Origin of the sequence: Clostridium felsineum DSM 794, assembly GCF_002006355.2 — a bacterium.
GTDB classification, from domain to species: domain Bacteria; phylum Bacillota; class Clostridia; order Clostridiales; family Clostridiaceae; genus Clostridium_S; species Clostridium_S felsineum.
In genome coordinates this window covers 863,271-876,611 of record NZ_CP096980.1, presented here as the reverse complement: position 1 = coordinate 876,611, position 13,341 = coordinate 863,271, and the positions used below count along the sequence as shown (strand labels likewise).

Genomic DNA, 13,341 nt, shown 5'->3' with positions numbered 1-13,341 from the left:
ATAAGGTGTGAAAGTTCTAATACCTTCTGGCTTTTAAAATATCCTAAATTCTAACCTGTTAAGTAGTGATATTTTAAAAGTAATAATGTAAGAACTTCTTTACACCTTATATATCTATTATTGTTTATCGTGGCAATAAAAAATATGTTTACATTAGAAACAAAATTACATAAAAGATAGTTATTACTTAAATTCCATTAATGTAAAGTTTTTCAATAAACTCACGATACTTACTTATGTATTATTAAAACCTATTTAGGAGGATTTTACAATGAAAAAATTATTAAAAATATTATTTTTAGCCTTTCTGATTTTAACCTTGGGCAGCTTTTCCAAGGCCTTTGCATCTACTAATACTAATTTAAAGGATACACAAAATACCAATATTACTTTAACTTTGTTTATGCAAGACTCAACTAAAATACAATATACCATAACAAGGGATGAATTCACCAAATTTACTAATTGGTATAACCTTAGAGCAAATGGTGGTACTTTATTAAATTCATATACATTTAATCTTTCAACAGCCAACGTTTCCACTGATACAAAGGCTATTGTTTTTTTTAATACCATAGAATGTTTTGAAATTTATACTGATACTATTCCTGCAGCTAATAGAAACACTACTTTATCTTTGTCAATGAAAAATTCAACTATAAGAAAATACTCTTTAACTCAAGATGAACTTAACAAATTTAATCATTGGTATAATCTTAGAGCAAATGGTGGTACCCTTCAATCATATTATATATTTAATATTCCAGCTACTAAATATTCACCTGACAGAAAAGATTATGTTTTATTTAATAACATATCAAGCCTGGAAATTCATTAATAAATAGGAGGAAACTATGAATAAAAAAATAAGAACTTTCTTTTTAGTTTTGTTAATTGTAACTTTAGGTTCTTTTACAAGTGTTTTTGCAGCTAACAATACTGCTTCTAAATACAAAGCTTTTAATACCACTACAGAAAACAATGCTACTATTACCTTAACTCTATTTATGAAAGACTCAACTATTAATCAATGCAATATAACAAAAGATGTATTCAATGACTTCCTTAATTGGTACAAACTTAGAGCAAATGCTAAGACCTTAGTAGGTACCTATACATTTAATCTTCCAGCAGACGAGTTCTCACCTGCTAGAAAAATCACTATTTTCTTTAATAATATAGAATCTTTTGAAATTGTATCTAATAACATTCCTACTACTGATAGAACCAATACCTTAACTTTATTAATGGAAAATTCAACTATACGAGAATATTCTTTAACTCAAGATGAACTTACTAGCTTTAATGATTGGTATAATCTTAGAGCAAATAAAAAAACTTCTCAGGCTTACTTTATGTTCAATGTCCCAGCAGATGACTTCTCACCTGACAGAAAAGATTATGTTCTATTTGATAATATAAAAAAGTTTCAAGTTCAATAGTATTAAAAATTAAAGCCCTTCGGGGCTTATTTTTATATAAAAAAGAGAGTACTTAAAGAGATTATAAAATCTCCATAAATACTCTTTAAAATATAATGCAAAAAACTTTATATAAAATGATTTTTTTAGGCTTTCATTATCAATTCTTTGGCAGTTAATATTGAAGATGCACTCATTGAGAACTCATCTAAGCCATACTCTACAAGTGTTGGTATTGCTTTTTCATCTCCAGCCATTTCACCGCACATTCCGCACCATTTTCCCTCTTTGTGTGCAGATTGAATTGTCATTTTGATTAATTTAAGTACAGCAGGATGCATAGGATTATAAAGGTATGAAACCTTCTCATTCATTCTATCTGCTGCTAAAGTATATTGTATAAGATCGTTAGTTCCTATACTAAAGAAATCAACATATTTCGCAAGTTCTTCTGAATTAACAGCAGCTGCTGGGATTTCAACCATAATTCCTGTCTCTAAGTTAGCGTTGTATTTCTTTCCTTCTTTATCAAGTTCACCCATACATTCTTTAAGAAGCTCTTTAGCACTTAAGAATTCTTCAAGTGAAGATATCATAGGGAACATTATTTTTAAGTTTCCATATACAGATGCTCTTAAAAGTGCTCTTAATTGAATTTTGAAGATATCAGTTCTTCCAAGGCAAAGTCTTATAGCTCTATATCCAAGGAAAGGATTCATTTCTTCTGGAAGAGGTAAATATGGAAGCTTTTTATCTCCACCTATATCTAAAGTTCTAATTACAACTGGTTTTTCACCCATTTTTTCTACTACAGTTTTATAAGCTTCGAATTGTTCATCTTCTGTAGGCATTTGATCTCTATCCATGTACAAAAATTCTGTTCTGAAAAGACCTACTCCGTCTCCACCGTTCTCAAGAACAGCTTCTACGTCTTTAGCTTTTCCTATATTACCGCAAACTTCAACTCTTTTTCCTTCTTTAGTTCTTGTCTCTACGGATATAAGCTCTTTTAATTTTTCTTGTCTAGCTTGATACTCTGCTTTTTTTGCTTCATATTCTTTTAATGTAGCTTCATCAGGATTTATTATAGCAATCCCTTCTGCTCCATCTACTATTATGCTATCTCCGTTTTTAACGCTTTCTACTATGTCTTGAAGTCCAACAACTGCTGGTATTTCAAGTGTTCTTGCCATTATAGCACTATGTGAAGTTCTTCCACCTATGTTAGTTAAGAACCCTATTACTCTTTCTTTATTAAGTTGTGCTGTATCTGATGGTGTCAAATCATGAGCTACAACAACTGTATTATTATCTACATCTGCAAGAGATGTCATATCATTTCCTGCAAGATTTTGTAGAATTCTATTTCCAACGTCTTTTACGTCTGCAATTCTTTCCTTAACGTATTCATCTTCAATACCCTCAAAGATAGCCACATAATTTTTCATTACATTTTCAAGTGCTTTTTCAGCATTTATCTTTTCATCTGAAATTATATTTTCTGCTGAACCAATAAAATCTGGATCATCTAAAAACATCATATGACTTTCAAATACTGCTGCTTTATCAGCACCTAAATCTTTTTCAGCTTTTTCTTTAATTTTTGTGAGTTGAACTCTTGATTTTTCAACTGCACCTTGGAGTCTAGCTTTTTCACTTTCTATATCACTTATCTTTTTTTCAACTATTTTAACTTCATTATCAGCTTTAATGAAAACATGTCCTATTGCATAACCTTTTGAGGCAGATATTCCTTTTTTTATCATTGTTATCCTCCTATCAAATCAAATACATTATTGTATTAATATATATAGCAATTATCGTGCCAAATAATTGAGTTACCCATATTAAATTTTCTTAAGTTAAATATTTTTCAACATAACTCTTAAAGAATTACCTATTATAAAGGTATTCAGAGGTATTAAATTTTATGTCTACGTAAATTTACATGCATTAATTCAACTTATTTTTTCGAAAACGTTTTTCCACGGGTTGATACTTTTTATCATATTTTTTTCGTTTTTCCAACTTTATATTTATTTTCACCAAATTTTATATAGATATTCCCCTAATTTAGGTGTAAAATATACTTGATAAAAATTATCATACCTTTTTACACTTATTGATTATTTTTATCAACACAAAAATTTCCATAAGGAAGGATATGTATGTTTAAGAATTGTATTACAGTAAATATTAAGAATGGAGTTCACACTAGAATTGCAGCAATGATTGTTCATGAAGCATCTAAAATAAAAGAACAATACGGAATTAATTTGTACGTAAAACAGATGAATTCTAAAGAACCAATTGCAATAAGTATGCTTGCACTTCTTTCTCTAAAAATCAAAGAAAACGAACTTGTTGAAATTTCTTGTTATGAAGATACTACAAATGGTCAAAAAGCCGTTATTGAACTGAGCAACTATATAACAAAAAATCTAAGCGACAATACTAAAACTTTTTCAAATATAGACGCAATAATTGAAGAAAGCACAATAGTAAATGAAAATGTACTCGACAATATCCCTATGGGTATAATAGTTGTAGACATAAATTGTAATATAACTTCTATTAATGACTACGCTCTTAACATTATGGACAAGTCCTTAAACACTGTTGTTGGTATGCCAATTTTAGATATAATTCCAACTTCCGATACACCTACCGTCATAAAAACTAAGGAGAAAAAGTTAGGCAAAACTCAACATATAAATAAACATATAGTAATATCAAATTGTTCTCCTATAATTTCAAATAATAATGTTATTGGAGCTTTGTGTGTATTTCAGGATATTTCTGAATTAGTTGGAATAAAAGAAGTCAATGAACGATTTCAAAGAATACTTGAAACCTCCCATGATCTAATATGTTTTATTGATGAAAATAGGAAAGTATCTTACATAAATCCAACTTATGAAAAAAGCTTTAATATAAAATCATCAGATGTACTCGGAAAAGACCTTATTGAACTTTCCCCTGATGGCTATAGAATGAAAGTTTTCAACTCAAAAAAAGCTATAGAAAATATATTTTATACTAAAAATAATATAGGAATTATATGCACAGTTGTACCAATTTTTATTGGTGAAACCTTTAAAGGTGTAATTTCAATTTCAAAAGAAGCAAATGAAATTATAAAAATAGCAAAAGAACTTGAAAAATCAGAGGAAGAGCTTGATTACTACAAAAATGAACTTAAAAGGCATAACAAATTAAGCGCCTCTTTTAATAGTATTATAGGCAGCAGCAGCACCCTTAGGGATGTTCTCATTACAGCTAGTAAAGCGGCAACTTCTCCTTCTACAGTTTTAATACGAGGTGAAAGCGGTACTGGTAAAGAGCTTATTGCTAAAGCTATTCATAATGGAAGTCCTAGACATGACAAGCCTTTTGTAAGAGTGAATTGTGCTGCAATACCTGAAAATTTAATTGAAAGTGAACTTTTTGGTTATGAAAAAGGCGCTTTTACTGGTGCAATTAAATCCAAACCTGGAAAATTCACAATTGCAAATACAGGTACTATATTTTTAGATGAAATAGGTGATATACCTAAATCTATGCAAGTTAAACTTCTTCGTGTTCTGCAAGAAAGAGAATTTGAAAGTGTTGGTGGTATTGAAACTCACAAGGTGGATGTGAGAATTATAGCTGCTACCAATAGAAATCTTGAAGAAATGATGAAAACTGGTGAATTTAGAGAAGATTTATATTATAGGCTTAATGTAATCTCTTTATTTCTTCCACCTTTACGAAAAAGAAAAGAGGATATCAATCTCTTAGTTGAGCACTTTATAAATAATATAAGTGAAAAATTGAATAAACCTATCAGAAAAATAGAAGAAGATTGCCTTCTGGCTTTTATGAATTATAATTGGCCAGGAAATATAAGAGAACTAGAAAATATTATAGAAAGAGCAATAAATATATGTGATAGCGGTATAATTACATTAAAAGATCTTCCTTTTTATATAACAAATATAGCTCCACAAAATGATATTGTTAAAATTGATGACAATACTCCTCTTTTAAAGTTGGAGGATTATGAAAAAATTATTTTAAAAATCGCAATGAAAAAATATAAAAGTTATAATAAGGTTGGGAAAATCTTAGGAGTAACTCATAGAACTGTATCTTTGAAATGTAAAAAATATAATATAGATGTTGATTAACTTAATTTTAAGGGGGGTAATAATTTAAGCCCCCCGCTTTCATTTATTAGTCAGCTATTCTTTCATTTAACACAATACTGCCGTTCTTATCAACAACTTCAATATCCATATGAGCGTTCAACAAATTCTCATCTTTAGACTCATTTATTGCTGATATTATTTTATTTGAATCTTCATCAATAACTAAAAATATTACAGGTACTTCTCCTATAAGTTTTATAATTTTAAGATATACTGTTGTAGGAAATTTCCTTGATATTATGTTACTTATTTTATCTACTGTCGTATCAATAGAATAGTTATCACCACTATGTCCTAAGTACTCAACAACTACCACCACTACTGACATGTTGTAACTATCCAAAAGATACTTTTTTAAAGAATCCTTAGCTTGTTTTTGCTCTAATAAATTATTATCATCCATAAATTGACGAGAAATAAATTCTCTACATACTCCTTTCAATGTTGCCTATACTTGAGTATCTATTTGTTCGAAGATTCATTTAGGTAACTTTCTCTTCCTATTTCATAAAGATTATTTCCTAATGAATCAATTATAACTATTGCTGGAAATTTTATTACTTTTATTCTTCTTATTGCTTCTGAACCCAAATCATCATAAGCTATAACCTCAGCCTCCACTATAGACTTTGATATAAGTGCCGCCGCTCCTCCTATGGCACCAAAATATACAGCCTTGTTTTTGATAATAGCTTCTGTTACTTCCTTTGACCTTGCACCTTTACCTATCATACCTTTTAGTCCTATATCCAGTAATGTTGGAGTAAATATATCCATTCTACCACTAGTGGTTGGTCCTGCAGAACCTATTACTTTTCCTGGTTTGGCTGGAGTTGGACCTGCATAATATATAATCTGATTTTTAACATCTATAGGCATATCTTTTCCATCTTTTAAAAGTTCTATAAGTCTTTTATGCGCTGCATCTCTTGCTGTATAAATATAACCACTTATAAGTACTCTGTCCCCAGCTCTAAGATTGTTTATTTCATCTTCATCTAATGGGGCTTTTATTAATTTTTCCATTTTTATTCCCCCTTAAATCTCTTCACTTTTATGACGAGTTACATGGCAACTTATGTTTACAGCAACTGGAAGTCCTGCTATATGTGTTGGATAAGTTTCGATATTAACACCAATGGCAGTAGTTTTACCTCCAAAGCCTTGAGGACCTATTCCAAGTTTGTTTATCATATAAAGAAGCTCTTTCTCAAGCTCTTTGTAGAACTCATCTTCATTACTACAATTAATTGACCTTGTAAGTGCTTTCTTAGCTAAGAATGCTGCTTTTTCAAAAGTACCTCCAATCCCAACTCCAACTACCATAGGTGGACACGGATTTGGACCAGCTTCTTCAACAGTCTCTAAAATAAATTTCTTAACTCCTTCAATTCCATCAGCTGGTTTAAGCATCTTAATTTTACTCATATTTTCAGAGCCAAAGCCTTTTGGAGCTAAGGTTACTTTTATTTTATTACCTTTTACTATATTATAATGTATTATTGCTGGGGTATTATCCTTTGTATTTACTCTTCTTAATGGGTCACTAACTACTGATTTTCTTAAGTAGCCTTCTGTATATCCCTGTCGTACACCTTCATTTACAGCATCCTCAATTAAATCTCCCGTTACTAAAACTTCTTGTCCTATATCCAAAAAGACACAAGCCATTCCTGTGTCCTGACATATTGGTACATTTTCATTATATGATATATCGATATTTTCTTTTATATTATTTAGTACGTCTTTCGCTATAGCCCATTCTTCTTCTTCATAATATTTATGTATTTTTTCTTTTACATCTTGTGGCAAATAATAATTCGCTTCTATACAAAGTTTCTTTACCACTTCAGTTATGATTTTAGAATTTACTTCTCTCATTGAAACACCTTCTCCTTGAATTCAATTATATTATTATAAATATAAAACAAAATAAAGACACATAAGGAAGTCTTTATTTTGAAATAACGTGTAATATTCAATTATTCGAAAAATTCATTTAAAGATTGTTCAATAGTATCTGCTATCTTTTGCTGATAAGCCGAATCCTTAAGTTTAGATGCTTCTTCAGGATTTGATAGAAAACCACATTCAATAATAACTGATGGAAGCTCTCCACTATTTCTTAGTACTCTATAGTCTTTAACAGAAACTTTTTCTTTTCTTTTATTATTCTTATCAAGCTTCTCTTTAAAATTACTTTGAAGTATTCCTGCTAATTTTTTACTTGAATCATTATTAGCATACCAAATTTGTGCTCCAGAGTACTTAGCCTCAGGAAACATATTCAAGTGAATACTTAAAAAAGCATCACATTTTGAAGTTTTTTTGAGCTTACACCTATTATTTAAATCTTCTTCCTTTTTCTTTCTAACGGTATCAGTATTTTCAGAATATAAACCCTTATCCTCTTCTCTTGTCATCACAACCTTATATTTTTTTTCAAGGTTGTTCTTGAGTTTTAGGCTTATGGAAAGATTTATATTTTTTTCTAGAGTACCATCTTTTAAATTGGCACCGCCATCAATACCTCCATGTCCTGGATCTATTAATATTATTTTTTTGTTATTCTTCGCTTCTATACGTTGAGGTCTTAAAGAAAAAACAAAAGTTACAACTAGAAAAATACTGAAAACTTTTATAAAACCTCTTAAAATTTTTTCTCTTTTTAGCACATTTTCATCTCCCTAACACCCTATAATTTTATATATATTTTGGGCAAAAAACCTAAAAATATTCTCTTTAAAATTAGAATGTTAAGAAGCTTCATAAATTTTAATGTACCTTTAACAATAAATGTATCAATATTAATTTTTATGTACTACAATAATGTTATCTTATAAAAAGTGCTAATAATGCTGCAATACCTGCACATACCGGCATAGTTATAACCCAGGCTACTAAAATATCCTTTGCAACCATCCATCTTACTGAAGATATTCTCTTAGAAGCAGCAACTCCCATTATTGATGTTGAAATTATTTGAGTTGTACTTACTGGAGCATGGAACATAGTTGCTGAAAATATTACAGCCGCAGCACCAGTTTCGGCAGCAAATCCATTTACAGGAGCAAGCTTTGCCATATTCATACCCATGGTTTTTATAATTTTATATCCACCAAAGGATGTCCCTAAAGCCATAGCAAGAGCGCATGCCGCTTTAACCCAAGCTGGTACTGAAAATGTTGTTAGAAGTCCTGAACTCATAAGCGCCATTGTTATTACACCCATGGATTTTTGTGCGTCATTTCCACCATGATTTAATGCCATAAGCATAGCTGATACAATTTGAGCTTTTGAGAAAATTTTACTTACAGATGCTGGCTTTGATTTACGGAATATCCATTCTATAATTATCATAACTATATATCCAACAAGGAATCCTATTACAGGTGATAAAAACAACCATAATACTATCTTATCAAAAAATCCAACCCAGTTTACAACACCAAAACTAGTCTTGTACATTATTGCTGCACCAATAAGACCGCCTATAAGTGCGTGAGAGGAACTACTTGGTATACCTAAATACCAAGTAATTAAATTCCATATAATAGCAGCAATAAGAGCCACAATAATAACACCTGGTACTATTTTAGATGGCTCGATAATACCATCTCCAACTGTCTTAGCTACTTTGTCACTCATAAAGGCTCCTAAGAAGTTTAATGCAGCAGACATGATAACTGCTGATTTCATGCTTAAAACTCTCGTTGAGACTGATGTTGCTATAGCATTAGCACTATCGTGGAAACCATTAATAAAATCAAATGTTAGAGCCAAAATTACGATAATAATTGTTATAAGCATAGCAGAACTAAGCATTCTTCATAGCAACTCCTTCTATAACATTAGCTAATGTTTCACATGCATCTAATGTTCTTTCCATATACTGATATATTTCTCTCCATTTTATTACATGAAGAAAATCTTTAGGATCAGTGTATTCTGTGAACAAAATTCTTACTGCTCTTCTGAAATTCAAGTCGCCTTCTTCTTCAATTCTATTTAAATTTACTATACATTCCTGCAATTTCTTGCTTTTTTTCATGTCTTTAAATTCTGTCATCATTGTAATAATTTCTTTAGCAGCCTTAACAACTAAATCTGCAAGGAATTTAGCTTCTTCTGTAGTGTTATGAACATCAAACATTACAAATCTACTGCTGCTTGCTTCCATAAGGTCAATAATGTCATCCATAAGAGTAGCAACACTATAAATATCTTCCCTATCAAATGGTGTTACAAACGTCTTATTTAATTCGTTTATAATATTATGCTGCTGATGATCACCCTTGTGTTCCATGTCTTTTATAACTTTCAACTTGTTCTCGCTGTCTTGTGGATTGTAAACATAATCCTTGAATAATAAAGAAGTTTCATAGATAGTATTTGAGCTTTCAATAAATAAATCAAAAAACTTATCATCTTTTGGGGATAAACTAAACATAATACTCCTCCTACAATATTTATATTTTTATTTTAGTAATTTAAACATTATAACCTAAAGCTTTAATCTCATTTTTACCCCTATAAACTAACAACATAACCCATAATATTATAACATATTGCAATAAAATAATCATCCTATTATTTATTATGTATTTATAAAGTATATATTACTAAAATAATTAAAAAGAGGAATATTTGTTAATCTCCTCTTAATCAAAATTAGTATTTATACATATGCATAAGTGGTCCTGAACCCTTTCCCAAATTAAGCTTAGCCTTAAGTGATCCTGTTAAATAGGTTTTAGCATTTTCTATACTTTCACTAAGACTTTTATCTTCTGCTAAATTACATGCTATAGCTGATGAAAGTGTACATCCTGTACCATGTGTATTGGGATTGTCTACTTTTTCTCCTCTGTACCAATTTATTTTTCCATTTTCATAAAGTAGATCTGTTGCTGAATTAATTAAATGACCGCCTTTAATCAATATTCCTCCACTTACTATTTCTGAAATTTTCTTTGCAGCTTTTACCATGTCCTCTTCTGTTATAATTTCAAATCCACAAAGAACCTCTGCTTCCGGTATGTTAGGTGTTATTACTCTCCCTAGTGGTAATAATTTTGATATAAGTTTATCCATTGCTTCATCAGATAATAATTTACTTCCACTGGTAGAAACCATAACTGGATCTATTACTATATTTTCTGCTTTATACTCTAGTAATTTACAAGAAATAACATCAATAATTCTGCTATTAGAAACCATGCCTATTTTTATTGCATCAGGATGAATATCCTCAAAAATACAATCAAGCTGTTTAGCAACAAACTCTGGAGTTGTATCCATGATTCCATATACACCCGTAGTATTTTGTGCGGTAAGTGCTGTAATGGCACTCATTGCATACATTTTATGTGCAGTTATAGTTTTAATATCTGCTTGAATTCCTGCGCCTCCACTACAATCTGATCCTGCAATAGTTAAAACTTTTTTTATCATTTTACTCCATCTCCTCTGCAAATTTAATATTCCTTATATTTTGCACCCTTTTCTAGCTTATCTCCTGTTAAATTAAATACTTCGTCTATTATATAATTTCTATAAGTTACGTTTCCATCTCTTTCCTTAAGCCTACTATGTGCTAGTTCTCCACAAAGCCCCATGGCAGATATTGATGCTGCTACTGCTTCTAAAAAATTATCTTTATTTGCACTAATATAAGCCGATGTCATTGCTGTAAGCATACATCCTGTACCTGTAATTTTACTCATACTAACATTACCATTTCTAATTACATAAGCTTTATTTTTATCTGCTACAATATCTATTGGTCCTGTAATTGCAATTACTGCTCCTACTTTTTCAGAGAATTCTTTAGCAAATTTAATGGCCGTATGAAGGTTACTATCACTTATTTTATCTTCAATATCTGCATCAACTCCTTTAGTTGAACCTTTACCTAAAGCTAATACTTTTATTTCTGAAATATTTCCACGAATAGCGGTAAACTTAACTTCTTCAATTAATTTTAGAGTTGTATCACATCTAAGTTTACAAGCTCCTACCCCCACAGGATCAAGTATAACCGGATGCCCGAGTTTATTTGCTTTTTTCCCTGCCTTAATCATTGCTGGTATAGTTCTCTGATTAAGTGTTCCTATGTTAATATTAAGCCCACTGCATATAGATGTAATCTCCTCCACTTCTTCTATATCATCTGCCATAATAGGCGAGGCTCCACAGGCAAGAAGAATGTTAGCACAATCATTTGCTGTAACGTAATTTGTTATGTTGTGTATTAATGGATTAAGATTCCTTACTTTTTGTAATCTTTCTTTAAACATCTCTATTTCCTCCAAACATTATATTTTTAAAGCAACATAATATCGCCGTTATTGTCATTGCTGGTATAGTACTACCGATTGGTGTATCAACACTAATAAAGAAACGATAAATAACAAAACCAATAACCCAAATAATTAAATTTGACATATTATATTTATCATTATGATATTCTTTTTTTATAATAAAGAAATCTACTATAAGAATAGAAATCATTGGGGCAAACACCGAACTAATAAAATATAAAAAATTCTCATATTGTTCAATGGGTGTAAAATATGAAAGTATCATACCTAAAATACAACTTCCTATTGCTATATGTTTACCTTTTACACCTTTTATAACACTTTCCGCACTTACTCCTGCTGAATATGCATCCAAAAATGTAGTAGTAACCGTGGAGAATATAATTATTATAAGAGCAATACTTCCACCACCAACACTTAGTATGATTTTGGAAATATCACTTTTCCCAGTGAAAACTGTAGCACCAAGTCCTATAATATACATCCAAGAGCTAGTGAAAAAATAAACTATTACACTAACCGCTGTTGCTTTTTTAGGTTTTTCTGCAATTCTTGTATAGTCTGATATAAGCGGTAACCATGAAAGTGGCATAGCTATTGCTAACTCCATAGCACCTGAAAAGCTAATATTTCCTACATATACAGGTTTTCTAACATCTTTGAATATAACAGTACTTAAAGCTATTGTTGTAATAAACAAAGCTGCCATAGCAATTGTATTTAATTTGCTTAAATTTTTAACTCCAACTAATATCCATATAATAATTAAAAATCCTATTACTATAATCCACATTAATTTTCCACCTACATTAAGTGTAGAATTTGCAGCATTAGCACCACTTAATATCATTACTGCTGTCCATCCAATTAGTTGTAGAATATTAATTATAGAAAAAAATAATGATCCTCTTTGTCCAAATGAATTTTTTACTGTCTCCATTGAACTTTTTCCTGTTATTCCACCAATTAGACCTGCAAAGTACAATAATATACATCCAACTAAATGGCCGATAATTATAGCCATTATTCCCTTTTTTAATCCTATAGGTGCAATTAATGTTCCTGTCAAAATTTCTGCTATCGATATTGCTGCTCCAAACCAAATAAGTCCATTTGAAAATACTGATGTTTTTTTGTCTTCCATAAGCCTATCATCCTTTTTAAGTAAAAAATAAAAGCGGAGAATAACCTTTTCTGGCACTCTCCGCAATAAATCAAACATACAATTTCCTACGTTGGCATTATCCAAATCAGGTATAAGGGTCGAAGCTTTATACTTCCTCTCAGCCTGAACACAAGCTCCCCTACTTTATTTAATTTTTAATCAAAATAAATTATACCACTTCTTATTAAATCATTCTACAAAAATAGTCATTAAAATTGTAGTAAAGAATCTTCCGGCAA

At 30.4% G+C, this 13,341-nt stretch carries 13 protein-coding genes and 1 riboswitch; of the genes, 3 read left to right on the top strand and 10 right to left on the bottom strand.

The features are described 5' to 3' along the window. Window positions 1-271 precede the first annotated feature (271 nt). A complete protein-coding gene (locus CLFE_RS04190) occupies window positions 272-838 on the top strand; it encodes a hypothetical protein (protein ID WP_077892373.1) in 567 nt (188 codons plus the stop codon). 16 nt (window positions 839-854) lie between these two features. After that, window positions 855-1,442, top strand: a complete 588-nt coding sequence (locus tag CLFE_RS04185) for a hypothetical protein (RefSeq protein WP_077892372.1) — start codon at window positions 855-857, stop codon at window positions 1,440-1,442. Between the two features lie 125 nt (window positions 1,443-1,567). Here the strand turns inward: CLFE_RS04185 and ptsP are convergent, their stop codons facing one another. Continuing rightward, window positions 1,568-3,187, bottom strand: a complete 1,620-nt coding sequence (ptsP, locus tag CLFE_RS04180; protein ID WP_077834497.1) for a phosphoenolpyruvate--protein phosphotransferase — start codon at window positions 3,185-3,187, stop codon at window positions 1,568-1,570. A gap of 402 nt (window positions 3,188-3,589) precedes the next feature. Here ptsP and CLFE_RS04175 point away from each other — a divergent pair, with 402 nt between their 5' ends. Continuing rightward, on the top strand, window positions 3,590-5,593 hold the full coding sequence (locus CLFE_RS04175) for a sigma 54-interacting transcriptional regulator (RefSeq protein ID WP_077892371.1): 2,004 nt from the start codon (window positions 3,590-3,592) through the stop codon (window positions 5,591-5,593). A gap of 46 nt (window positions 5,594-5,639) precedes the next feature. Here CLFE_RS04175 and CLFE_RS04170 read toward each other — a convergent pair whose 3' ends face one another. The 9 genes from CLFE_RS04170 to cytX form a co-directional block, all read right to left on the bottom strand. Further along, complete coding sequence (locus CLFE_RS04170) at window positions 5,640-6,017, bottom strand: citrate lyase holo-[acyl-carrier protein] synthase (protein ID WP_077892370.1); 378 nt, start codon at window positions 6,015-6,017, stop codon at window positions 5,640-5,642. Between the two features lie 59 nt (window positions 6,018-6,076). Then, entirely contained in the window at window positions 6,077-6,640 is a 564-nt protein-coding gene (locus tag CLFE_RS04165; RefSeq protein ID WP_077892369.1) for a Fe-S-containing hydro-lyase, read from the bottom strand. Between the two features lie 12 nt (window positions 6,641-6,652). Then, window positions 6,653-7,495 (bottom strand): fumarate hydratase, encoded by an 843-nt coding sequence (locus tag CLFE_RS04160; protein ID WP_077892368.1) that lies wholly within the window; start codon window positions 7,493-7,495, stop codon window positions 6,653-6,655. Between the two features lie 101 nt (window positions 7,496-7,596). After that, on the bottom strand, window positions 7,597-8,289 hold the full coding sequence (gene cwlD / locus CLFE_RS04155; RefSeq protein ID WP_077834502.1) for an N-acetylmuramoyl-L-alanine amidase CwlD: 693 nt from the start codon (window positions 8,287-8,289) through the stop codon (window positions 7,597-7,599). 157 nt (window positions 8,290-8,446) lie between these two features. Beyond that, complete coding sequence (locus tag CLFE_RS04150) at window positions 8,447-9,439, bottom strand: inorganic phosphate transporter (RefSeq protein ID WP_077834503.1); 993 nt, start codon at window positions 9,437-9,439, stop codon at window positions 8,447-8,449. Continuing rightward, window positions 9,432-10,064 carry a DUF47 domain-containing protein gene (locus tag CLFE_RS04145; RefSeq protein ID WP_077834504.1) on the bottom strand — a complete coding sequence of 211 codons (633 nt, stop codon included), beginning with the start codon at window positions 10,062-10,064 and terminating at the stop codon, window positions 9,432-9,434. Before CLFE_RS04145 ends, CLFE_RS04150 begins: the two co-directional genes overlap by 8 nt. A 221-nt stretch (window positions 10,065-10,285) precedes the next feature. After that, window positions 10,286-11,065 carry a bifunctional hydroxymethylpyrimidine kinase/phosphomethylpyrimidine kinase gene (gene thiD, locus CLFE_RS04140; protein ID WP_207651352.1) on the bottom strand — a complete coding sequence of 260 codons (780 nt, stop codon included), beginning with the start codon at window positions 11,063-11,065 and terminating at the stop codon, window positions 10,286-10,288. A gap of 26 nt (window positions 11,066-11,091) precedes the next feature. Then, the gene (gene thiM / locus CLFE_RS04135; RefSeq protein WP_077892366.1) at window positions 11,092-11,913 is read right to left on the bottom strand and encodes a hydroxyethylthiazole kinase; all 822 of its coding nucleotides are present in this window, start codon (window positions 11,911-11,913) and stop codon (window positions 11,092-11,094) included. Beyond that, window positions 11,906-13,081 carry a putative hydroxymethylpyrimidine transporter CytX gene (gene cytX / locus CLFE_RS04130; protein WP_077852043.1) on the bottom strand — a complete coding sequence of 392 codons (1,176 nt, stop codon included), beginning with the start codon at window positions 13,079-13,081 and terminating at the stop codon, window positions 11,906-11,908. Before cytX ends, thiM begins: the two co-directional genes overlap by 8 nt. Window positions 13,082-13,147: 66 nt before the next feature. After that, window positions 13,148-13,253: riboswitch (TPP riboswitch) on the bottom strand. Window positions 13,254-13,341: the final 88 nt, after the last annotated feature.